Origin of the sequence: Novosphingobium resinovorum (genome assembly GCF_001742225.1) — a bacterium.
In the GTDB taxonomy this organism is placed as follows: domain Bacteria; phylum Pseudomonadota; class Alphaproteobacteria; order Sphingomonadales; family Sphingomonadaceae; genus Novosphingobium; species Novosphingobium resinovorum_A.
This window is the reverse complement of sequence record NZ_CP017077.1, coordinates 830,047-855,868: the sequence shown is the minus strand read 5'-3', so window position 1 is coordinate 855,868 and position 25,822 is coordinate 830,047. Positions and strand designations below refer to the sequence as shown.

The window sequence follows — 25,822 nt, the reverse complement described above, 5'->3', positions numbered from 1 at the left end:
GCCGGTGGGGGAACCTCTTTCAAGAAAAGGAGGTTCAAAATGACCATTGCAACGACGCACTATTCCTTCCAGATTCCGGGTGACGATGCCAACGAACCCACCGATCGTTTCGAGGATGCGTTCTCTCCGCGGATTGGCGAAGTTCGGATCGTGCGCACCGACGAGGCGATGGACCTCGATATGCCGGGTGCCTTCGAAGCGCAGATGGCGACCGAAATGCTGATCACTACGCTGTTCGATCTCCTGCGTGATACGCGTCTGCAGCCTGTCGCTGATCGGCTCACTTGGGGTATCGTGCACAGCTTCCACAAGGTGGCCGAACAACTCGACGGTGAGGGCGACAAGGCGGCACGTGAACTGCGCGACATGATCCGCGAGCACGATGGCAGCGAGATCGCGAACGCCACGCTGGAGGATGCACAGACCCTCTGCCAAGGGCTCGACGAGGCCCGCGAGGCGGTCGCGTGCATGCGAGACCATGCCGCCGAGGTCTACCGCGTCGAGACCGGACGCCCGTGGTCGAGCCCGCGCGGAACGCTTGCCTCAAGCAAGCGGACAGCGTCGGTTATCGCGGCATCCGACTTCCTGGCCGCGCGCCGCAACCGCCGGAACGAGGCGCATGCTCCCAGTGGCCCCGTCGTCATCTTCTCCGGAGGCCAGGTGTGGGCGGATCATCGGCAGGTGTGGGAACGGCTCGACGCGATCCGCACCCGCATACCCGAGATGGTGCTTGCCACCACTGCCCAGACAAAGGGCTGCGATGCCATAGCGGCGGCCTGGGCAGCGCGATCCGGGGTCAAGGTGGTCGCCTTCACGCTGGAGCGCTGGCGCTCGCTGGGGCGCAGGGCCGGGTTCGCCCGCAATGAGGCACTTGTTCGGCTCAACCCCGCTGAGGCTTTCGTCTGCGAGGGTAACGGGCTGCAATCCCATCTCGCTCGGCTGGTACGTAGTGCCGGCATTCCGGCTTACTTCCTGAAAGCCACTGATCAGGTCCGCTGAGCGCTGAGCGCACGACCCAAAAGCGTCGATGTACGGAGGTGAACCCTTCGTGCATCGACGCTTTTTGTCTGCCGGTAAGAATCGCTCTGCTCAGGGACGGGACCCCACGGGGGCCCGTCCGTCGCAAAGCGATGCGGCGTGCCGTTGGCACACCGGCCTCCTGCGCGCGGCTATCGCCGTGCTCGTCGCAGGGACGCCGTTCCGGCGAATTCTCACTGTCACGGAGATGCCGCCGGCACAGCCTTGAGAGCCGTAACAGCTTTGGTCCCGCCGATCCGGATAGCGAGCGTGAGTACGTCCTTGAACTCCCGTTCGGAGAGCGTCTCGACAGCCAACTCACCGGCTATTTCACCGTAATGTCGTCGTAGTGCCTTGCGTACCGCTTCGGCCTCGCTGGCCAGGCTACGCTGGTCGGCTTCGAGCTTGGCCAGCTTTTCACGATCAGTCATTCTGGGCATTGTTGTTCCTCACCGAGAGGCACGCCCGCCACGCAGTGATGATGCCGTAATTGCCGGCAGTCTCACACCTCAAAAATGAAAGGCTCGGCAAAATGCCGAAAAAGAACGAAGATGCCCCTTCGGGGCGCCGCGCGCCTGCCGGCACGAGGCAGGCGCAGCGGAAAGCCGCTGCGAAGCAGGGACGCACGGCCAGGGCCGTTTGTTAATGCACCGTACGCACGGGTGCTGCTCACCAAAGCGAGCATTTTCAGCAGCTTAGAAAATTTTTCAAAAGCGGCTGGGACACATTTTGTTCCCCGGGGCATCCCAAAGCAAGGTTTTTTCTTCTCATTTTGGAAGAAAACAGCCGATCCCAATTGACCGACACGGAGCCCTGCCACGAGCTTATCGGCCAATACGAACGGCAGATAATGGCGACACGTCATCACCCGTTTGGCGACCACTTTTGTGAAGAGTTTCGGGCGCTTGCGTACGAAAGCCTCCAGTGCAGGAACCCGCGGGCCCCACGCGCTGGTCTATGGGTAAAGCGGCTTTGGGGTGGTTCGGACGGGTATCCGCGCGCCAAGGTGCTTGGGATCGGCGGCGATGATCAGCATCGTGTCCGCGGCTGTGCGGAACAGCAGGTCATAGACCACCGCCTTGTTCTGGAAGGCGATGTCTGCGATCTCGTTAGGCAGGGTGAACACGACGTGGAAGTAGCCGCCTGGCAACAGGTCGGCCCCGCGCGCGGCCAGCTAGGTGCGCGCGGCGGCGCCTTGGCACTTGGGGCAGTGTCGGTTGCGGCACGAGTTGTAGGCGACCCGCCAGTGCCCGCAGTCGTCGCAGGCCTCGACGTCACCGCCCAGCGCGGCGGTACGGCAGTTCTCGATGGCCGTCATGACCTTGAGCTGGCCGAGGCTGAGGTGCCCGGCATGGGCCGCGCGATAGGCCGGCCCGCTGCTCCGGAAGATATCGGCGACCTCGAGTGAGGTGCGCACCGGCTCAACCGGGAGGTGCCCTGCCTTCCATCACGGCCACGATCTGGTCGAGCGGGCTGGCCACCGCCCGCATCGTCTTGCTCGAGACCTGGGTATAGATGCCGGTCGTGTTGATGTTCACGTGTCCCAGCAGCATCTGGATGACCCGGATATCGACGCCTTGCTCGAGCAGGTGAGTGGCAAATGAGTGGCGCAGTGTATGCGGGCTTACCCGCTTGTGGATCTCGGCGCGCTCGGCTGCTTCTCGCACGTCGCGGTGCAACTGGCGAGCCGAGACCGGATCCGTGCCGCTGCGGCCGGGGAACAGCCAGCCATGAGGTAGCATCACTCTGCGCCGCTTGCCTTCGCGCCACCATTGACGGAGCAAGTCCAGCAGGTGCGATGAGAGCATGGCGTTGCGGTCCTTGCGTCCTTCGCCCTGCTCGACGCGGTCGCAACCTGCTGGTCATTGCAGACAGTCACGGCCCTCGGGCGGACATAGGGCGCGCCCGTCTGCCGATTGATGCGCGTGAGCGGAATGATGGCGCTCTTGAATTTCAGCTCGATCATTATCGACGCACTGATCGGCAAGCGGAAACAGAACTGACAAAAACTCGGCACGGCTGGCGACCTCTTGGCCGCTCGGCACATGCGAGGAAGTCCAAGGCGTTCTGTTCGTCGGTCAGCCGACTTAAGCGCCGGCCGCCGCTCAACCACCGAGCTCGACTGTGGACACTGTTCTTTCGCGATGAAGCTAACTTCTTCGACACCACGCGAGATGCCCTATGACAGCTTCCGTCAGGACAAGGCGTTCACCGACTGATATGAGCGACCGGCTCTGGTCGTCTGCTAGCGGCGGCCGCCTCTAAGTCAGTGTCAGCTACCCCTGTTACCTCGCCCTGGACCGCACAATCGACTACCGGCCAGTTTTTATCCGTACCGTAGTTTCGTTTTTACGAGAGCGAACTCTTAGGCCGGGGTAGCGGACCAACCGACAGTATCCACAATTGCCCACTGATAACCGGAATAATCGAAATCTGTTAGTCTTTGGCATCAAGATTGTGAAAATCCGACAAGCCGCACCTAGGCGGCGAAAATCAGCGTCTAAACGTCGGCTTGTGTCGGCAGGGTATCTTTGGATTATAGCCCGCGTTCTATAAGTTTGGTGTCAAGGCGCGGGAAGACCTTGCGGGTGTTGCCCTCGAAGATCGCGTGGCGCTCTTTATCCGAGATGTCCAGCGCATCTACATAGCGCTTGGTGTCGTCGAAGTAATGCCCGGTCTGCGGATCGATCCCGCGCACCGCGCCGACCATCTCCGAGCCGAACAGGATGTTCTTGTTGGCGATCACGTCGGCCAGCAGGTCGATGCCGGGCTGGTGATAGACGCAGGTGTCGAAGAACACGTTGTTCATAATGTATTCGTCGAGGCTGGGCTTCTTCAGCATGTCGGCCAGCCCGCGATACCGGCCCCAGTGATAAGGCACCGCGCCGCCGCCGTGCGGTATGATGAAGCGCAGCTTCGGGAATTTCGCGAAGAGGTCGCCTTGCATTAACTGCATGAACGCCACCGTGTCCGCCGCGATGTAGAAGCCGCCGGTGGCGTGCATCGCCGGATTGCACGAACCCGAAACGTGGATCATCGCGGGCACGTCCAGTTCTGACATGACCTCGTAGATCGGGAACCAGTATTCGTCGGTCAGCGGCGGGTGCTCGAAATGGCCGCCGCCCGGATCGGGGTTGAGGTTGCAGCCAATGAAGCCCAGTTCCTCCACGCAGCGGCGCAGTTCCTTGATCGAAGCCGTTAGGTCTGCCTTGGGGGACTGGGGCAGCATGCAGACGCCCACGAACGTCTCGGGGAACATCGCGACCACCCGGGCAATCAGGTTGTTGCAGTGAAAGGCCCACTCCTCGGAAATCGCCTGATCGCCGACATGGTGCGCCATGGCCGAGGCGCGGGGGCTGAAGATCGTCAGGTCGGCGCCGCGTTCCTTGATGAGCTTCAGCTGGTTCTGCTCGATCGTCTCCCGAATTTCCGCGTCGGAAATTTCGGGGTAGGCGGGGATTGGTTCTCCAGCCTTGAACGCGGTGATCTGGGCCTCGCGCCAGGCGTCGTGCGCCTTGGGCAGCACCGTGTAGTGACCGTGACAGTCGATAACGAGCGACATGGCTCAGCTTTCTCCCTTGGATATGGCAGTAATTGCCGCGAGCTTTGCGGTGAAGCCCTGCGGTAGTGGTTCGATTGCAAGATCGCCAAGCGCCTGCTGGCGGGCGACCGTGTTGTTAGTCATGAGCGGGTCGATCCCCAGATCGCGCAGCATCTGCGCGGCCTCGGCCATCTCCGCAGCGCGGCGTCGTCCATGGATCAGCATGCGATCAAGGTTGTAATCGGCGCGTTCCGGCCAGGAATTCGTCTTCTCGCTGGCATCGAGCGAGGCGAGGACCGCATCGGCCACCCCTTCCGCATGGGCGGCCAGCATCATCTCGGCGGTGAGTGCTTCCACGCCTTTCACCATGACCGAACGCACCAGCTTGATGGCGGAAGCACGGCCAATCGCATCGCCGACGACAGCGGTTCTGGTGAAGCCCGCTTCGCGCACAAGGCTTTCCGCCTCCGCCGCGTCAGGCCCGGAAATGTTGAGCGGCACAGCCATGTGCGCCGGGTTGACCGGAGCCATCACGGCGACGTCGACATAACGTTTGCCAGCCTCCGCAAAGGCGCTGGCGGCCTCTCGCTTGGTGCCGGGGGCGACGGAGTTCATGTCGCAGAACAGGGCTTCGGGTGCGATAAGCCCGGCGCATTCGCGGGCGACATTCAGCGCCTGATCGGCAGGGACCAGCGACAGGACGAGAGCGGCGCCTGAGAGCGCCTGCGCCGCGCCGTCGCAGGACGTCACGCCCAGTTCGTCGATCACGGCGCGACGGGCGGCGGCCTTGTCGAAGGCTGCGGCCTGCGATCCCCATGCAGCGGCGCGGGCGAATGTCGATCCGGCCTCTCCGAAGCCGATCAGGGCTATTGTTCCTCTCATACCGCTCTAGGTGGCGGCGCGTCTTTCGTGCAGCAAATCGGAACTGGCGAAGGGCTATAACCGTGTGCTAATTTTGCGTGATGCCGCATTCGCGCGCCGCCGCTTTGAGATCGGCGAAGAATTCCGACTGGACCTCAGTGGGAAGCAGCGATGCGCGGGTCGTCATGCCGATTGTACGGGCGAAGCGTTCGGGCAGGCGGGCGAGGGGGCGCAGCCATTCGGCTTCGACTTCCACCGACACCTGATCGGGGGACAGCAGGGCGATGAAGTCCGTGCCCATCAGTACCTGTCGGATCATCATCACGGACCCCGACTCGATCGGAACCGGCGGCAAGGGCAGGCCAAGGTCGGTGAAATAACCTTCGAAACTTTCACGCAACGGGGTTCCGGGCGGGGCCAGTGTGAAAGGAAACCGTGCCATGTCCGCACCGGCGGGCGATGTACCCGCCAAGGGATGGCCGTGCCGCGCATAGAATGCCGGAACGTCATCGAACAGGCGATGTTGGGCGAGGTCAGGCTCGGTCAGCGGTTCGCGCAGGGCGCCGACCATGACGTCGATCACGCCGCTGCGCAGCGGCTCGACAAGCTCGGCGCGCGATCCTTCGACGATGGTGAGCCGGACCTGCGGCCTGCGCGCCAGAAAGCGGGCGACGGCGGCGGGCAGGATGCGCGCGCGTGATAGCGGCATGGCGCCGATGGCAATGCGCCGCGTCTCATGCCCGCGCAGGGCCATGACTTCGGACAGTCCCGTTTCCAGTTCGACTTGGGCCAGCCGAAATTCGCGCGCCAGTTGATTGCCCGCATCGGTGGTGATCGCAAACTTGCCCCGGCGGCTGACTAGCGCTCGGCGCAGCGCAAGCGCCAGATCGCCTACCGCGCGGTGGATGGAGGGCACGGACAGCCCCGTCGCCTGGCTCGCGCTGGTGTAACTGCCCGTCTCTGCCACGGCCAGCATTGCCCGCATTCGTGACATCGTGACATGCGGACTGCGTACATGCGTCAGCGCAGCGGCGATGCGGGGGCTGAGGATCTCGCCCGCGCGCGTCGGGATCATTCCGTCATGGCGCCGCTCGAACAGGGGCAGGCCCAGCATGTCCTCCAGCCTCCTCAGCGCTTGTGTTATCGCGGGCTGGCTGAGGTTGACGGCGCTCGCAGCGGCATTGACCGATCCCAGACCGGCAATTCGTTCCACCGCATGAAGGTGCCGAAGGTTCAGACTCCAGATGTCCATGCAGCCACTCTTAGCCAAATCCTATCGCACTTTCCAAAGTTCTCTTTCCGGTTCGGCAGCGCTTTCGCCATCTCGGGACAAAACTAGGAGTGCATGTCATGAGTGGTATCGTCGTCCAGAACATCGAGCGCGCCGACCCGGCCGTGATCGACGGTCTCGCCAAGTGCGGCGTTGCCACCGTCCATGAAGCGCAGGGCCGCACCGGCCTGCTCGCCAGCTATATGCGCCCGATTTACAGCGGGGCGCGGATTGCAGGCTCTGCAGTGACGATCAGCGCGGCGCCGGGCGACAACTGGATGGTCCATGTGGCTATCGAACAGCTCAAGGACGGCGATATCCTGCTGCTCGCCCCGACCAGCCCTTGCGAAGATGGCTACTTCGGCGATCTTCTGGCCACCAGTGCGCAGGCGCGCGGTTGCCGTGGCCTGATCATCGACGCGGGTGTGCGCGATGTGCGCGATCTGACGGAGATGAACTTCCCCGTCTGGTCCAAGGCAGTCTATGCGCAGGGCACCGTCAAGAACACGCTGGGTTCGGTCAACGTTCCGGTGGTCTGCGCCAATGCCGCCGTGCAGGCGGGCGACGTGATCGTCGCTGACGACGACGGCGTCTGCGTGGTCCCGCGCGAGAAAGCCGCCCAAGTGCTTGCCGCCGCGCAGGCCCGCGAAGCCAACGAAGGCGAAAAGCGTGAGAAGCTGGCGAATGGCGTCCTTGGCCTGGATATGTACAAGATGCGTGAGCGTCTGGAGAAGGAAGGGCTGAGGTATGTCTGACCCGGACCCTTCAGCAGAAGTGGGAACCGGTTCTGGGCCCGGAAGGGCCGGCACAAAGTTTTTTGGCAGCGCTCCGTGTATGTGGATGCGCGGCGGAACGTCCAAGGGTGGCTACTTCCTGAAGGACGATCTGCCTGCCGCCACGGCGGCGCGCGATGCCTTTCTGCTGGGCGTCATGGGGTCGCCCGATCCGCGCGAGATTGACGGCATGGGCGGCGCCGATCCGCTGACCAGCAAAGTCGCCGTCGTGGCGAAATCCGCACGCGAAGGGATCGACGTCGATTACCTGTTCCTGCAGGTCTTCGTCGACAAGGCCCTCGTCACCGATGCGCAGAACTGCGGCAATATCCTTGCCGGGATCGGTCCCTTCGCGATCGAGCGCGGCCTTGTGGCCGCGACCGGCGATGAGACGCGGGTGGCGATCTATATGGAGAACACCGGGCAGGTCGCGGTGGCCACGGTGCAGACGCCCGGCGGTGTCGTGACCTATGCAGGTGATGCCGCGATTGACGGCGTTCCGGGCACTCATGCCCCGGTGCCGCTGGAATTTCGCGACACCGCGGGGTCCTCATGCGGAGCGCTGCTGCCTACCGGCAATGCGGTCGATGTAGTGACCGGGGTGCCGGTCACCTTGATCGACAACGGCATGCCCTGCGTGGTGTTCAAGGCCGAGGACGTGGGCGTCACCGGCTATGAAGACCGTGAGACGCTGGATGCCGATACCGAATTGAAGGCGCGGATAGAGGCGATCCGGCTGGCCGTGGGTGAGCGGATGAACCTGAGCGACGTTACCGACAAGTCGGTGCCCAAGATGATGCTCGTCGCGCCGCCGAAGAACGGCGGGGCAGTGACGGTGCGCAGCTTCATTCCCCATCGCGCCCATGCCACCATTGGCGTGCTGGGTGCGGTATCGGTGGCGACGGCCTGCCTGCTCGAAGGATCGCCTGCTGCCGAAGTCGCGCACGTTCCTGCAGGCACGCGCAAGACCCTCTCAGTCGAACACCCGACCGGCGAGATGACCTGCGTGCTTGAAACCGACGACAATGGCGCGGTCACCAGCGCCGCATTGCTGCGCACGGCGCGCAAGCTGATGGATGGGGTCGTTTTCGGCTGATCCCCCCCACGCCGTCAGCGTGAGAGGGGCCTGGTGATGATGCCGCTTCCGTAGGGGTAGAGCGGCCGGACACTGTCATCCGGCAACGCAGGATCCTGTGCTTCGACGGCGGCCATCGACCGTGGCAGTTCGAATGGCAGCCGTCCACGCGCAGTTGCCTTGCCGAGCGCGACATCAAGTACCGCGGCGTCACTGGCGCCGAAGTTGACCAGAATTGCCGCAGCCTTGTCCTGCACGTTGGTCAGGATGGCCGGACGGTCCATGAAGATCGAGAACAGCGTGGGTGTACCCGCCGCCGTTGCCCGCTTCAGAGCTTCGTAGGCGGCATCGCCGTCGCGGTAGTCGAGGCGGCCTTCGTGCTGGCGACTACCGAAGAAGTGATAGGGGTGCAGCATCTCGTGCGCGGTGTCCGCACGGATGACGGCGAAGTCCGCCTCTGCAGGATCGCCCACCACTTCCAGCCCGGCGGCCTGTGCGGCTTGCGCCGACATCCCGAGCAGCCACACCTTGCGCTTGGTTAGGATCGGGATGAGGCCATGGTTCTGCAGCAGAACCTGCGCCGCTCGCTGCGTTGCTTCCGCTTCGGGCCGCGCGGCACCGACCACTGTCCCGGCCCCCGCCGGATCAACGTAGGCATTCTCGAACAGGCCGAGCTGGAACTTGGAGATCAGGATACGTCGCACCGACTGGTCGATACGCGCCTCAGTGATCTTGCCGTTGCGCACTGCTGCCAGCAGCGGCTCGACCGCATCGGTGCCGCCGAACTGGTCGATCCCAGCTGTGACGCCCAGCGCGTAGCGATCTTCGACGCTGAGGTCTTCGACGCCCCAGGCAGTGGAAATGTCCTCGGGCCTTTGCGGCGCGTCCTTGTTCGGCGCGCTACAGCGCGTGTCGCAGTCAAGCGTGATCGCCCAGTCACTGAGGATGATCCCTTTGTAGCCGAGCTTGCCGCGCAGCAGGTTGGTCAGCAGTACCTTGCTGTAGCCGGCGCTGACCGGCTCGACGGGCTGGCCATCAACGATCGCGCCGGGAAGGGTCGTGTAGGCAGGCATCACAGCGCTTGCTCCGGCATCGAGCGCTCCGTGAAAGGCCTGGACGTGCAAGTTCAGCTTGTCGCCGACGCGGGCAAAGCGACCGTAGGAATTGTGCCCGTCCAGCCCATCGATCGATGCGCCGTAGCCGACCCAGTGCTTCACCACGGTCATCACCCCGTCGTTGGCAAGGCCGTGAGCGCCACCCTGGAAGCCGCGCACATAGGCCGCGCCTAACGTGCTCGTCAGCGCCGGATCGGAGCCGAAGGTCCCGGTGATGCGCGACCAACGCGGCTCGGTCGCGATGTCGAGTTGCGGCGAGAGCGCCTGATGGATACCAACCGCGCGGTACTCCGAACGCACGATGGTCGCGAAGCGTTCGACCAGCGCCGGGTCGCGCAATGCGGCGAGGCCGAGCGTCTCGGGCCACTGGGTGGTGCCCGCGGCGTTCTCGCTGGCTCCGACGACATTCTGGAAATGATTGCGCGGATCGGAACTGATCGTCACCGGGACGCCAAGGCGCGTCGCTTCTGCGAGTTCCTGCACGGCGTTGTCCTGCGCCGCCATCCTTGCGGGCGGTAGCACCAGGCGGGTGATCATGCTGGTGACGTGCCGTTCGCGGATCATCGCGGCAGCGCGGTCCAGATCATAGCCGCTGTCCGACCGGCCGAGCGCGCCACCGGCGCCGGGCAAGGTGCCGTGCATCATCGTCCCGGCCTTTTCCGCGAGCGTCATGCGGGCGACGAGATCGTCGGCCCGTTTTTCGGGCGAGAGGCGCCAATCCTCGTAGGGAGTCAGCTTTCCGTCGCCATCGAGATCGTGGAAACGCAGCCCGTCGATCTTCAGGACGGGCTTTCGGTGTGCCTCGACGGACGGTTGCCGGGGCAAGACCTCTGCTTTTGAGGTTCCGGCCAACGCCACGAGCGTTGCAGTGCTGGCAAGAAGCAACCGATGCCGTGTCGATATCATCGAAAGAGTCTGCTTTCCGCCGTCCGTCAGAGTGCCGTGGTGGACGGCTGTGAGGGGAAGGGAAAGAGGAAAATCCGGCCCGCGACAGGAGGAGCTGTCGCGGGCCGGCAGGAGGAGAGCTTAGAACTTGCCCTGCAGGCGCACGCCGTAGGTGCGCGGGGCGGCGAACTGGTAGAAGTTCGTTCCGGTGAACGAGCCGATGCTGGCGCCGGTGAGGATCACCGAGTTGGTCAGGTTGCGCACATACGCCTGAAGGCTCCAGGCGTTTTCAGGCGCGGTGTAGGTGAGGCTTGCATCCACCGTCTCGTAAGGCTTCTGGCGGTCGTTCGCCCTGTTGTAAAACGTCAGGTATGAGGTTGAGCGATAGGTCGCCTGCACCCGGGGCGTGATGTCGCCGCCATTGGCGAGTTCGAAGACGTGCTGGTAGCCGCCCGACAGCGACCATTCGGGCGCCTGGATCAGATGATTGCCGGCAAGGTCCACGTTGACGCCGCCGGTGTTGACCGCGAATTTCTTGAACTTCGCATCGAGCCAGTTGATCGACAGGTCGATGGAGTCCGCGTTGCTGGCCTTCCACTCAACTTGCGCCTCGATGCCCTTGACCCGGGAATTGCCCGCGTTGAGCACCTGCACACCCTGGTTGGTGGTCTGGCTGACCTGCTGGTCCTTGTAGTCGTAGATGAAGCCGCTGAGATTCAACTGCAGCGTGTTGCCGAGCAGGCGGTTCTTCGAGCCGACTTCATAGGCGATTACGGTTTCCGGACCATAGGCGTTGATCGAGGTGAAACCGCCCGACTTGTAGCCCTTGTCGACCTTGGCATAGACGAGGTTGGCCGGCGTCGCCTGATAGTCGAGCCCGACGTGATACGATACGTCGCTGTCGCGCGAACGGTCGTCCGTCGGCGCATAGTTCAGTACCGGCTGCGTCGCGGGCGGATTGGCAAGGCTGGGGCCGTTGTAAGCATAGCCGGTGCGGGTCTTGGTGTCCTGCGACCAGCGGATTCCCGCGCTCGCCTTCAACTGATCGGTGAAGGCGTAGGAAATCTGGCCGAAGGCGGCCTTTGACTTCACCTGCACGTCATAGTGGTAGTCGCGAAGCAGGACCACGTTGCCATTCGGGTTGACGTAGTTCTGCGAGCGAACCGCGAGATCCTGATTGTAGTAGTACAGGCCGGTCTGCCAGGTGAACGGACCACCGGTTTTCGATGACAGGCGCAGTTCGTGGCTGGTGTCGTCCGAGAATTCGCCCGCGCGGAAGACGTAGGACTTGGTTGCGGTGCCGTCGTTGTCGAAGGTCTGGTCCTTGTCGACCCCGACATAGCCGAACAGGTAGGTCGCCTTGACCGGGCCGAAGTCGTAGTCGAGCTGCGCCGAGAGCGTCTTGCGGGTCAGGTCGTAGTCGTTCTTGAAGTTGAGCGGGATGGTCTTAACCTCGTCCCAGTCCGTCGGCGGCTCGGCGCGGGTGGTCGGGTAGCCCGCCTGGACCGGGCCGAAGCCGCTCTGCTTCAGGTAGCCGCCCGAGAGCAGAACGCTCAGGCTGTCGTTGGGCTTGAACAGCGCCTGGAGGCGGCCGCCGCGCGAGTATTCGTCGTCCCCGCGCTGGCCGTTGCCGACGTCACGAAAACCGTCGCGCTCGCGGCGGATGCCCGAAGCGCGGATGGCGATGGTGTCGCCGACCGGGATATTGACCGCGGCTTCGAGGTTGATGGTGTTGTAGTTCCCGGCATCGACTGCAGCATAGCCGCCGAAGTCGCCCAGTTCGGGGCGCTTCGACACGACGTTGATGACGCCGCCGGTCGCATTGCGGCCGTAGAGCGTGCCTTGCGGGCCGCGCAGCACTTCGATGCGGTCGAGATCGAAGAACGCAGCGTTCATGCCGGCGGGACGCTGAAGGAAGATGCCATCCATGTTGATGGCGACGGCGGGGTCGCCGATCTCGGAGGTATCGCGGCCGGATACGCCGCGCACGGTGACGATGGTGTTCGCACCCGACTGGCCGAACTGAATGCCCGGTGCCACCGCCTGCAGCGATTCCATGTTGGCGACGCCGTTCTTGGCGAGTTTGTCCGAAGTCACGACGTCGATCGCGATCGCGGTCTTCTGGACGTTCGATTCGCGCTTTTCGGCGGTGACGATGATTTCCTGAAGGCCGCCGTCGGCCTCCTGTGCGGCAGGTGTGGCGGTTTCCTGCGCATGTGCGGCGAACGGCGTTGCGGCGATCAATGCGAGGGTGCTGACGGCGTGGGACGCCCTGAACCTTGTCATAGATTTTCTCTCCCTGATGAGCGCTGGTCGGCTCCATCTGACGGGGCCGACCGCTAAGGGAGTGATTCTTTCTGGTCAACAATTTGGATCCCGAATGTTTGCTTATTGAATGAAAAACTCCCGAATACAGGCAATAATCGCGCTATTTGGGACTCCGTAAATGTTGACGAGAGTGCCGCCTTCTTTTAGCTGCGGATGCATGGTCCAACGGGAGGCGGCGCCGCGGCAGGCCGTGGATACAGGCCCCCGCATCAAAGAATTAAGGAACCGGCCTTGGGAGAATATGCAGACGCCGCAGCGCAGGCACGCAGACGCTATGTGTTGATCGCGCTGGTCTTTTTCGGGACCGTGCTGAGCTATGTCGATCGCCAGGTGCTGGCGCTGCTCAAGCCCACGCTCGAAGCCACCTTCCATTGGAGCGACGAGGATTTTGCGCACCTTGGCTCCGCGTTCAGTCTGGCGATGGCATCGTCGGTGCTGTTCTCGGGCTGGCTCGTTGACCGTTTCGGCGTACGCATCGCCTATGGCTGGGCCGTGGCGGTCTGGAGCCTTGCGGGCATGGCGCATACCGCTGCCGCAACCGTAACCCAGTTCGTTATGGCACGCGTGACGCTGGCGCTGGGGGAATCGGTGTCCGGGCCGGCCACGGTCAAGGCGACGGCACAGTATCTGCCGCTCAGGGAACGCTCCTTCGGTCTTGGCGTGATCGCCACCGCGCCCAGTATTGGAGCCATCCTGACGCCGCTGGTGATCCCGGTGGTTGCGGTGACGTTCGGGTGGAAATCAGCGTTCCTGCTGACGGGCGGACTCGGTGTGATCTGGGTGGCGTTCTGGCTGCTGGGCACGCGTCATCTGCACTCCACCGCAGCCGCGACCTCCGGTGATGCGAAAGCCGGCGTGGACTGGGAGGCGCTGTTCACCGATCGGCGGACCTGGGCGATCACAGGCTCGAAGGCGCTGGCGGACATGGTCTGGTGGTTCCTGCTGTTCTGGATCCCGGACCTGTTCAGCAAGGTCTTCGGACTGACCCAAACCGAGATCGGCGGGCCGGTGGCGCTGACGTATGCGATGGCCGCGCTGGGAGCACTGGCGAGCGGCGGCCTGTTCCCGGCACTGCTGCGGCGCGGGCTGTCGGTCAACGCGGCCCGCAAGTCGTCAATGCTGCTGTTTTCCGTCCTTATCCTGGCCTTGCCGCTGGCACTTCACGTCGGCAGCGCATGGACGGCGGCAGCGATCATCGGGGTCGCGCTATTCGCGCACAACGGCTTTGTCACCAACATCTTCGGCCTCACCGCCGACATCGTGCCGCTGCAGCGCGTGGGCACCGTCACCGCGCTCAGTTCGGTTGCGGGCAACCTTAGCGGCATGGCGATGATAGAGTTCGCCGGATGGTCGCTGACCAACGGCCACGGCTACTGGCCGATGTTCGCAGTGGCCTCGGTCGCCTACCTTGCCGCGACGCTCTTGCTGCACCTTGTCGTGCCGCGCATCGAACTGGTGCACGCGTAGGTTCGGGATCCAATGGCATTGACAGTTCGGCGAGAAATCCTTCCTGTGCCGCGATGAGCAACACGACGCTGGAAAACACGCTCAAGGAGATGATCCTTCGCGAAGAACTGGCCCCCGGCGAGCGGCTGACCGAAGCGGCGTTGTCGGAAAGACTGGGCGTGTCTCGCACCCCTATACGCAACATCCTGCCGCGGCTGGCGGTGGAGGGCTTCCTCAGCCCGGTGGGCAAGCGCGGCTATGTTGTTGCGGCGGTCAGCGAGCGTGAGATCGACGATGCGCTGGACTTGCGCGCCACGCTGGAAGGCTGGGCCGCGCGTACGCTGGCCGAGCGCGGAGCCGATCCGGCGGTGCTGGAGGCGCTGGAGGCATGCCTGGTCGAAGGCGACGCGCTGTTTGAGAAGCATCACCTCGATCGCGAGGACGAGCTTGAGTACGGGCGCATGAACGAACGCTTTCATCGCCTGATGATTGAGGGTTGCCAGTCGCCACTGCTTTCGATGTTCATCGAGCGGCTCAACAACGTGCCGTTTGTGGCACCGTCGGTGATCGTCTTCGATCAGGTGGGCTTGCGGCGGGCCTTTGCCATGCTGCACCGGGCGCACGGTTTCCACCACGCTATCGTCGATGCTGTGCGTAGGCGCGATGGCGCGCGCGCCGAATTCCTGTTCCGGGAACACGCCAATCACCAACGCGTCAGCATGTTCGAACGGCGCAAGGCAAAGGCAGTGGTGCAGCGCGAGACGGAGCCTCGCAAGAACGCGCCGCGCAAGCCGCGCAAGGTTGCCGCCGGGGATTAACCGGTTGCCGCTGCAGCCGTTGTGGTGGCCAGCGGTTGAGGGCGGGTCATCCAGGGCGCCAGGCTGTTCATCCCGGTGTCGATCTGCGATAGCACCGATGCCAGTGCGCCGAGTTCGATCGCATCGTCCAGGATTTCGGCTATGCAGAAGCGAGTGCCGCTACCGATCGCGCTCAGGTTGATGACTTCGGCCGATGCCCGCAGGCCGCCGAGCACGATGTCACCCGCTCGGCCAAGCGTGCCGCCGATCGAGATGGCGCTGGGGCCGATCACGCGCACCACCGTCGCCAGTGCGCGGCCAAGATGAAGACCCGTCTCGAACAGCACGCGCTGGCACGCGGCATCGCCCAGGCGGGCGCTTTCTATGACGTCGTGCAGGGTGGTCTTCGGAGAGCCGAGGTCGGGCAAGGCCTTGAGGATGGCGCGTTCGGTGGCGAGGCTCGTCAGGCAACCCCGGCTGCCGCAAAAGCACAGGTCACCCGCGTCCTCGATGACCATGTGACCGATCTCTCCAGCCAGGCCCGTGCCGCCGTGGTAGATGCCGCCGTTGATGATGAAGCCGCCACCGATACCTTCGGAGCAGGTGATGTTCAGGAAATCGCCGCAGCCGCGCCCCGATCCCCATGACCATTCCGCCAGTGCGGCGAAGTTGGCGTCGTTGTCCACCGCCACCGGGATGCGCAGGTGACGGGTGAAGTACTTGTGGATGTCCACTTGCTTCCAGCTAGGCAGGCGCTGCCAGGCCCATTGCGCGATCGTGCCGCTGGCGCGATCGATCGGGCCGACGATCGCAACGGCCATTCCCACTGCCTGCGCGCCGCGCTGCCGTGCCAGGCTGGCGAGACGGTTGGCCATGTCGAGCGCCATCGCCGGGGAAGGCGCGGCATCGCGGTGTTCGGGCAGGTCGGTCGAGACGACGTCGATCCGTTCCTGCCCGTTGAACTCGAACAGTGACGCCTTGATGAGGGCGTCGCTGACGGTCAGCGTGATGACCGAGCCCTGTGTCGAGGCCAGGCAGACGAATGCCTCGCGCTTGTTCTTCCATTCGTACTGCACGGCGCCCTGATCGCGCAGGGACTGCACGATGTGATTTACGGTCGCGCGCGAGAGCCCGGTCGAACGGGCAATGCTGGCCTGACTGGCGGGACCGTTGCTGCGCAGGAAGCCCAGCACGTCCTGCACGTTGGCGTTACGATCGACGCGCATGCCGCGCTTTCGTGGTTCGAGAGGGGTGGGAAGCATAAGTGCACGGTGATCGCAAGTCCGGGTTCGGTCAAGCGTGATCGTATGGAAAGCGAACGAATGAAAAAAATCTTCTCCCTTATCGTTCGACTTATTGCACTGCATCAAATAGCGCATTTCCACATTTTCAAGGCCTGTCCTCGTTACCGGGCCTGATTTTGCTGCGACGCGGCGACGAACGATCTTAATCCGAACGATAATCCATTTGAAACGGTCGGTAAAAGAACGTTTACGCGATCGGTATCCGGAATCACCTGCTCGTGACGAAGCAAGGGTTCGGTTTCCGAACGTTCCTTTGGGAGGGATTATGAAAGCCTTTCATCTTACCGCATCCGTAATCGCCGTCGGCTTTGCCGCTTTCCAGTGCGCGTCTGCACTCGCTCAGTCGGCTGACACCGTGCCTGCGCAGGATGCCGCGGAAGCGTCGGCGCAGACCGACGAGATCGTCGTCACCGCGCTGCGCCGCGACCAGGCGCTCAGCAAGGCGCCGGTCGCCATTGCCGCCGTCGCCGGCGACAAGCTGTTGTCCGAAGGCGTCACCAGCTCGCGCGATCTGCAGAACGTCATTCCGAACGTCCAGGCAGGCCCCGCCGGCTTCGCCATCCGCGGTGTCGCCAGCACCGACTTCTCGGAGAAGGGCGACCCCTCGACCGCCTACAACCTCGATGGCGTCAACATCGCGCGCCCGACCGAACAGGCGCTGACCATGTTCGACGTCAGCCGCGTCGAGGTGCTGCGCGGGCCGCAGGGCACGCTTTATGGCCGTAACGCGACCGCCGGCGTCATCAACGTCATCACCAACCGTCCCACGAACAAATGGGAAGGGGCCTATTCGCTCGAATACGGCAACTATAACACCGTGCGCGCCAACGGCATGCTGAACGCGCCGATCGCGGACGGCATCGCGCTGCGCCTCGCGGGGGCCTATAACAACCACGACGGCTTCACCGCCACGCACGACGGCCACGACAAGCTGGATGACCAGAACGACTTCGGTCTGCGCGCCAGCCTGCTGTTCGATATCGGCAGCGCGACCACGCTGTTCGTCTCGGGCGATTACGAACAGTCGGACACCAACGGCCAGGCGCGCGTCGCGCTCGACCGGGCGGTCGCGCAGAACGACGATCACAGCCTGCGCTACCAGAACCCCGGGATGGACACCTACAGCCGCTTCAATTCGGGCGGCGTCACGGCCGAGCTGAATTCCGACCTCGGCTTCGCCAAGCTGACCTATCTGTTCGGCTGGCGTAAGTCGACCTGGCGCGAACTGACCGTGCGCAACGACATCCCCTCCGATTCCAGCCAGGTCAATGGCGCGTTCACGTCGTTCCAGAACCACCAGCAGGACTCGCACGAACTGCGCCTTGCCTCGCAGGGCAGCGGGCCGCTCTCGTGGGTCGTGGGTGCCTACTACTTCCACGAGAAGACCTACACCGCCCCTGAACTGGACTTCGTCAACCAGGGCTTCACGCTCAGCTACGACCTGAACGCTTCGGCGAAGTCCTACGCGGGCTTCGGTCAGGCGACCTACGAGGTCGTCCCCGGCGTGCGCGTCACCGGCGGCGTGCGCTGGACCAAGGACAGCAAGGACCGCACCGGCACGCAGTATTTCACGCTCAATGGGCTCGGCCTGACGTTCCCGTCGGACTACAGCGGTCATTATCCGGGCGGTGGCATTTCCGGTTCGCGCGTGACCTGGAAGGGCAGCGTCGAGGCGGACCTGACGCCGACGATCCTTGCCTACGCGGGCGTGACTTCGGGCTACAAGGCGGGCGGCTTCAACGACGGCACGCCCAACGACGTCAGCAGCGTGCCGTTCTACTACAAGCCCGAGCGCATCATCTCCTACGAGGCGGGCGTGAAGGGCACCACGCTGGGCCGTTCGCTCTACTTCAGCCTGACCGGCTTCTATTACGACTATCGCGACCTGCAGCAGGGCCTGGTCAAGACCACCGGCGGCGCGGTGACGCTCAACGTGCCCAAGGCCAAGGTTCAGGGCATCGAGCTGGAGGGCAACTACCGCCTCGGCGCCAATACCCGCATCGACTACTCGCTGGCCTATCTGGACGCGACCTACGGCGAATTCCGTCCGCTGGAGAGCGACCAGAGCATCAACTTCGAGGGCACCCCGCTCGATCGTTCGCCCAAGTGGTCCGGCCGTGTCGGCGTGACGCAGGACGTGCCGCTGGCCAATGGCGGGCGCATCTCGGGCAGCGCTGCGCTGAAGTTCTCCAGCTCCTACATCGTCACCGACAACAACACCGCCAACCAGATCAAGCAGGACTCCTACACCCGCACGGACATCCAGGTCGGCTACTTCGCGCCGGAAGATCGCTGGTACGTGCAGGCGTTCGTCAAGAACCTGGAGAACAAGCGCCTGCTGGGCACCTACGAACTCCAGTCGTTCACCCTGACCGACCCGCGCCAGTTCGGCGTGCGCGGCGGCGTCAAGTTCTGATCCCTCCCGACGGCGCTCGCAGGGCAGGCCTGCGAGCGCCAACCGCTATTGGACAAGACCACCTCATGAACAAGCAGTACGACGTCATCGTGGTGGGCTCGGGCGCGGCGGGCAGCTTTGCGGCGATGGGGCTGACTGAGCAGGGTCTCGAAGTGCTGCTGCTGGAAGCGGGCCGCGCGATCACGGCGGACGATTTTCCCACCAACCTCTCCGGTCCGAAAGAAAAGGGCGTACAGCTGTGGGCGCGCATTCGCGCATCGTTCACCGGCCAGCCCCTGCAATCGCGCGTGGCGCTCTATGCGCAGCAGATGCGCCACCTGTTCGTCAAGGACAGCGATCACCCCTATACTACCGACAAGGATGCGCCGTTCCTGTGGATCCGCGGCAAGCAGCTGGGCGGGCGCCTGCATACTTTCGGCCGGGTGCTGTTGCGCTGGTCGGACGGCGATTTCAAGGCCGCAAGCCGCGACGGCTACGGCGAGGACTGGCCGATCTCCTACGCCGATCTTGAACCCTACTATGCTCGTGCGGAGGAAACGCTGGGCGTGCGTGGCTGCTCGGAAGGCATCGCCAGCATCCCGGACGGGAAATTCGCCGGCCCTTCGAAGCTGACCGCCGCCGAACGCGACTTCAAGCTGGCCACCGAAAGCCACTGGCCCGGCCGCAAGGCGACGTCGTGGCGCTACATGCCGCCCAACATCAGGCGCGTGCCGGTGCCGATTCTGAAGGCGCAGGAGACGGGCAAGCTGACGGTCCGTTCGGACGCGGTGGCGCGGCGGATACTCACCGATCCCGCCACTGGCCGCGCGACCGGCGCGGAGTTCGTCGATCGCGAGACGAAGCAGGTCCACACTGTCCATGCCGGCGCTGTCATGGTCTGCGCCTCGGCGATCGAGTCGGTGCGGTTGCTGTTCAACTCGGCGGGTGGAAAACACCCCGAAGGCCTGGGCAACAACTCGGGCAATCTGGGGCGCTACTTCATGGACCAGGTGCCGTGCATCATCATGGGCACCGTGCCGGGACGCAAGGGCTGGGAAGCGGACGACACGGTTCCCGCCGATCCGTTCTACGGCGTGGGCGGCGGCGTCTACATACCGCGCTGGGAGAACGTGACGGCCCAGACCAACTCCGAATTCCTGCGCGGCTACGGCTATCAGGGCACCGTGGGGCGCCTGTTCTCGCCTGCCGACAAGGCCGCCAAGTTCGGTATCATGGGCTTTGGCGAGATGCTGCCCGATGCCGACAACCGCATCACCCTCAACCCCTCGCGCAAGGACGCCTGGGGCGTGCCGATCCCGCACATCCGCTGCAAGATGGGCGAAAACGATCTCAAGGTGCTACGCGCACAATCGCGCGCGATCTACGAGATGGCGGAAAACGCCGGGCTTGCCACCGAGTTCGTCGGCAATGCGCTGGGTCTTGAGGAGCACGGACGCGGCGTATTCCCCGATGCCGACATCTTCAGCCGGACGATCGTGCGCATGAATTTCGCCAAATCGATGGCGATGGGCGCGGCGATCCATGAAAGCGGCGGCGCGCGCATGGGCACCGATCCGGCGACGTCGGTGCTCAATGCGCATAATCAGGTCTGGGATGCGCCGAACGTGTTCGTCACCGACGCCAGCAGCTTCATGACCGGCGGCACCAGCGGAACGACCCTGACGATCATGGCGCTGACCTTGCGCGCCTGCCGCAAGGTGGCCGAGGAACTGACAAAGGGACAGGCCTGAAGGCCGGCCCGCGAGGAGCGAAGAGAGATGCCAGGTATCATCAGCGGATCACGCACCGAGCTACGCCCGGCAGGCTATGGGGAGATCGAAGGGCCGTCCTTCCTGATCGCGCGCCTCAGCCTCGTCACGCTGGTCGAGTTCATCGTGTTCGGCGCGTGGTTCGCCACGCTCGGGCTGGTGCTGGCGAGCAACGGGCTGGATGCCATCATCGGCATCGCCTATCTCGTCAGTGCCATTGCCGCGATCATCGCACCGCTGTTCCTGGGCGCGCTGGGCGACCGCTTCCTGGCGCCGCGCAACGTACTGGCGCTGGCGCACGTGGCCGGCGCCGTGTTGCTGGTCATGCTGCCGCATGCTATCGCGGCGCATGACGCGAACCTGACGCTGGCGCTGATCTTCGCCTACATGTGCACGTTCCAGCCGACGCTGGGCCTCATCAACTCGATCTCGCTGACTCTGCTGGGCGATAACCAGCAGCATTTTCCCTACGTGCGCCTGTTCGGGCCCGGTGGCTGGGTCGTGGCGGGACTGGCGGTCGGCTGGCTGGGGCTGTCGGCCTCGACCGGCGTGTTCTACTTCGCCGCCGCCTTCGCCGTGATAACTGCACTCGCCTCGTTCACGCTGCCGCGCACGCCGCCGCCGGCCAAGGGCGCGCGATTTTCGCTGGGCGACCTCATCGGCGTCAAGGCGCTGGTGCTGTTCCGCAACCGTACGTTCGCCGCTCTGATGTTCTGCACGCTGCTGACCTCGATCTCGCTGGGCGTCTACAACAGCTTCGCCTCGCCCTATCTGGCGGTGCTGGGCATCACCAACGTCGCAGGCGTGCTGGCGCTGGGACCGATCTCGGAAGTCGTGTTCATCGGCACGATCCCCTGGGTTCTGGCGCGCATCGGGATGAAGTGGGCGCTGTTCTTCGGCATGCTGATGTGGAGCGTTCGCTTCGCACTGCTTCTGCTCGCAGGCGGCGGTAACAGCGCCTACGCGATCGGCGCGGTGGCGCTGCACGGCATCTGCAACGATTATTTCATCGTCGTCGCCGCGATGTTCATCGCCCGCGTCGCTCCCCCGCAGCTCGCCGCGCAGGCGCAGGGCTGGCTGATCCTGATGGTCTCGGGCTTCGGCGCGGCGATCGGTTCGGCCGCTTCGGGGGCGATCTACGGCGCACTCGTCGTACCCGCCGCCGCGCAGGGACCGTCGGCCTGGGCGCCGCTTTGGGTGGGGCCGATCGGCATGGCGATCGTCACCTGCGTGGCGTGGCTGGCGCTCTACCGGCGCGAGCAGGACTGATGGCAACCAGGATCAACCGGACAGGACAGGCATATGTTCGATAACTATCTCGTAAGGGCAGACAGCCTGCGCAACGACGTGGTTGACGGCGAAGTCGTCGGCTTCCAGCTGGCGGTGCGCATCGCCAATTACCGGGGCGTCTATCTCTCGCTCCACACCGGCTACTTCCTCGAAGTGGATGGCGTGCTCTACCCGCGCGAGGCCCAGACCTTCGAGGTCAATGGCAAGCCCCCGCGCGATTTCGATGAGATCCGCAACGCCGTTCACGAACACTGGGACTACGACGACGAGGCGATCCTCCACATCTGCGCGCCCGGTGGCCTGGCCGCCGGAGAGCACGTCGTGCGCTTCCAGCAATGCGTTATCGCCGCCTACGGCTACCTGCCGACCGACGAGGAATGGGTGAAGGCGCCGCCGACACCCGGCACCGGCGCGGGTTCGGACAAGACCCCGCATATCGTGACCTACACCCTGACGCTCAACGAAACGGCGGAGGCCTGACATGAAGACCGGTGTTTCGCTCTACAGCTACCAGCAGTCGCACTTCTTCAAGGAGCTGACGCTGGAGGACCAGATCCGCGAAGTGGGTGAGAACCTGCCCGGCGCCGACGGCATCGAGATCGTCGACGAGATGTCCTTGCGCTATCCCGATCCCGGCGAGGCCTTCGTGGCCCAGTGGTTCGGCTGGATGGACAAGTACGGCACCGTGCCGGTGACGATGGACGTCTCGTTCGACGTCCTCCAGTTCCGCGACCACGTGATGGACCACGAGGAAGTGGCCGAGCGCCTGCGGCACGATATCCGCCTTGCCCACCGTCTCGGCTTCGCCAACGTGCGCGTGCTGTCCACCTGCCCGCTCGACGTGATGGTCAGGGCGCTGCCCGAGATCGAACGGCTCGGCATGCGGCTTGGCAAGGAAGTCCACCAGCCGATGGCGCTCGAAGGCCAGCAGGTGACCGAGATCATCGACTATGCCGAGAAGCATGCGACGAACGCCATCGGCATCGTCCCGGACTTCGGCATCTTCGGCTTTCGCCCCACCGAAGTCCTGCTTGCCCAGTACGAGCGGCGCGGCGCTAAGCGCAATGCCAGCGATGCCGCGGTCGAACTCTCCGCACTGCTGCGCGCAGGGCAGGGGCCCTTCGATTTCGCCGACATCGCCAGGCAGACCGCCGGCAACCTGCGTAGCGAGTTCAAGCGCTTCTTCACCACCGGCGAAAGCATCCCCGCTCTTAAGGGCCCGTTCGAGGCCCTGCGCGCCTTTGCCGACGAACGCGTACCGCAGCCCAGCGAGCTTGACTACATCGTTGTGGCCGAGGCGATCATGCAGTCGCATACCTCGTTCGACACGATGCGCCAGCTGACCGGCCACGTCGTCAGCTGCCACGGCAAGTTCAACAACATGTCTGAAATTCCCGGTCGTCCGGGCGAGTATCACGACCTTGCGATTGACTACGAAGGCGCGATCAAGGCACTCAAGGACGGTGGGTACGAGGGCTACATCAACACCGAATATGAAGGTCAGCGCTATTCGCAGGACCGCAGCCGCGCCGAGATGATGGACGAAGTGGATCAGGTCCGCCGTCACCACGAAATGCTGCGGCGCCTGATCGCAGCATGACGCAAGGCCCACGCCTCGTCGCTTACGTTGGTTCCTATGGCTGCGCGCCTGGCGCAGCCGGGGGCGGCATCTATGCCTTCGATGCCGCGCCCGACGGCAGCAGCTTGACGCAGCTGTCGCGCGTCAGTGAACCGAAGGAAGCGGGCTATCTCGTCTATGCGCCGCAGACGCGCACACTCTATGCTGTGGACGAGCGCAAGACCGATGGGCGCGGGCCGGTCGAGCCGCCTGCCGCCGTCCATGCCTTTGGCGTCGACGGCGTGACGGGCGAACTCACCTTACTGAATACGCAGCTGGCGCCGGGGCCGAGGCCGACGTTCCTTGACTACGATGCCGTCTCGCGCTCGCTGGTCTGTGCCAACCATGGCGATTTCCAGCATGTCGAGAAGGTGCGCTGCCTGCCGGATGGATCGTGGTCGACCGAATACGTCTACGACGATTCGACGGTGTTGCTCTATGGCCTCGAAACTGATGGCAGCATCGGTGCGCTGCGCGATCTGCATGTCTTCGAAGGGCAGGGCAAGGATCCGAATTTTTCCCCTCAGAACGGCGGTCATGCGCAGTCCAGTCCACATGCGCACTGCGCGGTGATCGATCCCTCCGGTCGCTTCGTGCTCGTCTGCGACAAGGGCACCGACCGCATCCACACATTCCGCCTGGGTGATCGGCTGGAGCTTGTCTCCACGCTGCAGATGGAGCCAGAAACCGGGGCGCGGCATGTCGCCTTCGATCCGTCGGGTAGGCTGGCCTTTGCCACGCTGGAGTTCGCCTCGGAGTTGGCGGCCCTGGCATTCGATCCCGAAACCGGCGCGTTTACTTTGCTTGACCGGATTTCAACGATCGTCACCGATCCCGGCCGCATCAACGAACCTGCGGAGGTGCGCGTGCACCATCACAGCGGCCGCATCTACGTGAACAATCGGGGCGAGGATTCGCTCGCGTGGTTCGCGTTCGAGGACGGGAGGCTGGTGTGGCAGGGCGCGGTGCCGCTTGCCCGCTCCATCCACCCCGGCCTTGCCGCGCGCAGCTTCACGTTCGACCCTACCGGCAGCTTCGTGCTGGTGGCGGACCGTTCGGCGCATGTGGTGCGCTCCTATGCGGTCGATGCCAGGACCGGCGCGCTGACCTGGCAGACGCAGGCACAAGTTCCCGATCCCGCCGTCATCGCGTTCGCGCAGCTTTGGTGAAGGCGGGACCGGATGACAGGAGAATTCGTTTGAGCGTAGCTGCACACAGGGCTTTGCGGGTAGCCATCCTGGGCGCCGGAATGATCGGTGAGGTTCACCGCCGTGCTGCCCTGCTGGGAGGTGGTGAGATTGTCGGCGTTATGGCATCCTCGCCTGCGCGATCAGCGGATGCGGCGGCAGGTTGGGACACGCAGGCGATCGGATCGCTGGAGGAACTTGCCAGACTGGATCTCGATGTGGTCCACGTCTGCAGCCCCAACAGCCTTCACGCCGTGCATGTCGAGGCGGCGTTGGCGGCCGGCGCGCATGTGATCTGCGAGAAGCCGCTCGCCGTCGGCACCGACGAGGCGCTGCACCTGCACACCCTTGCGGCTGAGGCAGGCCGGATAGCCACCGTGCCCTTCGTCTACCGCTTCCACCCGCTCGTGCGCGAGATCCGTGCGCGGCGCGAGGCGGGCGAGTTCGGCGCATGGCAACTTCTCCATGGCAGCTATCTTCAGGACTGGCTGCTTTCGCCCGGCACCACCAGTTGGCGCGTTGATGCAGCCAAGGGCGGGCGCAGCCGAGCCTTCGCCGATATTGGCTCGCACTGGTGCGACCTCATGGAATTCGTCACAGGCGAGCGGATCGCGTCAGTCACGGCGGCGATGACGATCACTGTGCCCGAACGCCCGGCGGCTTCGCAGGCCAGCTTCTCGGGCGATGCTGCGGCGGGACCATTGGTCAAAGTCGATACAGAGGATGCTGCCACCATTATGTTCCGCACAGCCTCGGGCGTTCTGGGTAGCGCGGTGATCTCTCAAGTCTCGGCGGGCCGCAAGAACCGCCTGTGGTTCGAATTCGACGGGGCGCACAAGTCCGCCGTCTTCGACCAGGAGAACCCCGAGACGGTCTGGCTTGGCACCGAGGATTCTGCCGAAACACTGTTCCGCAGCCCGGGTACGGGCGCTGCCGATGCGCGCCGCCTTTCCAGCCTGCCGCCGGGCCATGCGCAGGGCTACGCGCAGTGCTTCGAGAACTTCGTGGCCGATACTTATGCCGCCGTGCGCGGAGAGGTGCCTTCGGGCCTGCCGACATTCGCCGACGGGCTGCGCTCCGCGCGCATCATCGATGCGGTGATCCAGTCCGCAGATACCCGATCCTGGGTCGATGTACCCGCCGCCTGATCA

General features: G+C 64.2%; 20 protein-coding genes and 2 pseudogenes. 12 read left to right on the top strand and 10 right to left on the bottom strand.

The features are described 5' to 3' along the window. The first annotated feature begins 39 nt into the window (after positions 1-39). Entirely contained in the window at positions 40-999 is a 960-nt protein-coding gene (locus tag BES08_RS28995; RefSeq protein WP_008828812.1) for a DUF2493 domain-containing protein, read from the top strand. 218 nt (positions 1,000-1,217) lie between these two features. Here the strand turns inward: BES08_RS28995 and BES08_RS28990 are convergent, their stop codons facing one another. The 7 genes and pseudogenes from BES08_RS28990 to BES08_RS28965 form a co-directional block, all read right to left on the bottom strand. Then, positions 1,218-1,448 carry a hypothetical protein gene (locus tag BES08_RS28990; RefSeq protein ID WP_231958416.1) on the bottom strand — a complete coding sequence of 77 codons (231 nt, stop codon included), beginning with the start codon at positions 1,446-1,448 and terminating at the stop codon, positions 1,218-1,220. A 71-nt stretch (positions 1,449-1,519) separates the two neighbouring features. Beyond that, a complete protein-coding gene (locus BES08_RS33445; RefSeq protein ID WP_156800046.1) occupies positions 1,520-1,852 on the bottom strand; it encodes a hypothetical protein in 333 nt (110 codons plus the stop codon). A 156-nt stretch (positions 1,853-2,008) separates the two neighbouring features. Beyond that, positions 2,009-2,434 (bottom strand): annotated as a pseudogene (locus tag BES08_RS28985) (IS91 family transposase); the annotation flags it as partial. Between the two features lie 4 nt (positions 2,435-2,438). Continuing rightward, positions 2,439-2,864 (bottom strand): annotated as a pseudogene (locus BES08_RS28980) (tyrosine-type recombinase/integrase); the annotation flags it as partial. 689 nt (positions 2,865-3,553) lie between these two features. Continuing rightward, positions 3,554-4,579: an amidohydrolase family protein gene (locus BES08_RS28975; RefSeq protein WP_008833609.1), complete on the bottom strand. Its 1,026-nt coding sequence runs from the start codon at positions 4,577-4,579 to the stop codon at positions 3,554-3,556. A 3-nt stretch (positions 4,580-4,582) separates the two neighbouring features. Next, the gene (locus BES08_RS28970; RefSeq protein WP_008833610.1) at positions 4,583-5,440 is read right to left on the bottom strand and encodes an NAD(P)-dependent oxidoreductase; all 858 of its coding nucleotides are present in this window, start codon (positions 5,438-5,440) and stop codon (positions 4,583-4,585) included. A 67-nt stretch (positions 5,441-5,507) separates the two neighbouring features. Beyond that, positions 5,508-6,671, bottom strand: coding sequence for a LysR substrate-binding domain-containing protein (locus BES08_RS28965; RefSeq protein WP_037522464.1), 1,164 nt, complete (start codon positions 6,669-6,671; stop codon positions 5,508-5,510). 98 nt (positions 6,672-6,769) lie between these two features. Between BES08_RS28965 and ligK the strand changes: the two genes are divergently transcribed. After that, a complete protein-coding gene (gene ligK, locus BES08_RS28960) occupies positions 6,770-7,444 on the top strand; it encodes a 4-carboxy-4-hydroxy-2-oxoadipate aldolase/oxaloacetate decarboxylase (protein WP_008833613.1) in 675 nt (224 codons plus the stop codon). A gap of 79 nt (positions 7,445-7,523) precedes the next feature. Further along, positions 7,524-8,558 carry a 4-oxalomesaconate tautomerase gene (locus BES08_RS28955; RefSeq protein WP_008833614.1) on the top strand — a complete coding sequence of 345 codons (1,035 nt, stop codon included), beginning with the start codon at positions 7,524-7,526 and terminating at the stop codon, positions 8,556-8,558. Between the two features lie 14 nt (positions 8,559-8,572). Here the strand turns inward: BES08_RS28955 and BES08_RS28950 are convergent, their stop codons facing one another. Together BES08_RS28950 and BES08_RS28945 are read right to left on the bottom strand one after the other, a co-directional pair. Further along, positions 8,573-10,477 (bottom strand): glycoside hydrolase family 3 protein, encoded by a 1,905-nt coding sequence (locus BES08_RS28950; protein WP_008833615.1) that lies wholly within the window; start codon positions 10,475-10,477, stop codon positions 8,573-8,575. 201 nt (positions 10,478-10,678) lie between these two features. Next, positions 10,679-12,823, bottom strand: a complete 2,145-nt coding sequence (locus BES08_RS28945) for a TonB-dependent receptor (protein ID WP_069710104.1) — start codon at positions 12,821-12,823, stop codon at positions 10,679-10,681. Between the two features lie 273 nt (positions 12,824-13,096). On the opposite strand from BES08_RS28945, the gene BES08_RS28940 reads away from it, so the two are divergent. Then, positions 13,097-14,332 (top strand): MFS transporter, encoded by a 1,236-nt coding sequence (locus BES08_RS28940; RefSeq protein ID WP_008833617.1) that lies wholly within the window; start codon positions 13,097-13,099, stop codon positions 14,330-14,332. 53 nt (positions 14,333-14,385) lie between these two features. Then, a complete protein-coding gene (locus BES08_RS28935; RefSeq protein ID WP_008833618.1) occupies positions 14,386-15,129 on the top strand; it encodes a GntR family transcriptional regulator in 744 nt (247 codons plus the stop codon). Here the strand turns inward: BES08_RS28935 and BES08_RS28930 are convergent. Further along, the gene (locus tag BES08_RS28930; protein ID WP_008833619.1) at positions 15,126-16,334 is read right to left on the bottom strand and encodes an ROK family transcriptional regulator; all 1,209 of its coding nucleotides are present in this window, start codon (positions 16,332-16,334) and stop codon (positions 15,126-15,128) included. The two genes, BES08_RS28935 and BES08_RS28930, sit on opposite strands and share 4 nt — an antisense overlap. A gap of 343 nt (positions 16,335-16,677) precedes the next feature. Between BES08_RS28930 and BES08_RS28925 the strand changes: the two genes are divergently transcribed. From BES08_RS28925 to BES08_RS28895, 7 genes are all read left to right on the top strand, one after another. After that, complete coding sequence (locus BES08_RS28925; protein WP_008833620.1) at positions 16,678-18,828, top strand: TonB-dependent receptor; 2,151 nt, start codon at positions 16,678-16,680, stop codon at positions 18,826-18,828. A gap of 65 nt (positions 18,829-18,893) precedes the next feature. Beyond that, positions 18,894-20,558 (top strand): GMC oxidoreductase, encoded by a 1,665-nt coding sequence (locus BES08_RS28920; protein ID WP_008833621.1) that lies wholly within the window; start codon positions 18,894-18,896, stop codon positions 20,556-20,558. 27 nt (positions 20,559-20,585) lie between these two features. Then, positions 20,586-21,845, top strand: a complete 1,260-nt coding sequence (locus tag BES08_RS28915) for an MFS transporter (protein WP_008833622.1) — start codon at positions 20,586-20,588, stop codon at positions 21,843-21,845. Positions 21,846-21,878: 33 nt separating this feature from the next. Beyond that, positions 21,879-22,346: a C-glycoside deglycosidase beta subunit domain-containing protein gene (locus tag BES08_RS28910; protein WP_069710103.1), complete on the top strand. Its 468-nt coding sequence runs from the start codon at positions 21,879-21,881 to the stop codon at positions 22,344-22,346. Position 22,347: 1 nt separating this feature from the next. After that, entirely contained in the window at positions 22,348-23,466 is a 1,119-nt protein-coding gene (locus BES08_RS28905) for a xylose isomerase (protein ID WP_008833624.1), read from the top strand. Next, a complete protein-coding gene (locus tag BES08_RS28900) occupies positions 23,463-24,653 on the top strand; it encodes a lactonase family protein (protein WP_008833625.1) in 1,191 nt (396 codons plus the stop codon). Before BES08_RS28905 ends, BES08_RS28900 begins: the two co-directional genes overlap by 4 nt. A 29-nt stretch (positions 24,654-24,682) precedes the next feature. Further along, entirely contained in the window at positions 24,683-25,819 is a 1,137-nt protein-coding gene (locus BES08_RS28895) for a Gfo/Idh/MocA family protein (protein ID WP_083274904.1), read from the top strand. Positions 25,820-25,822: the final 3 nt, after the last annotated feature.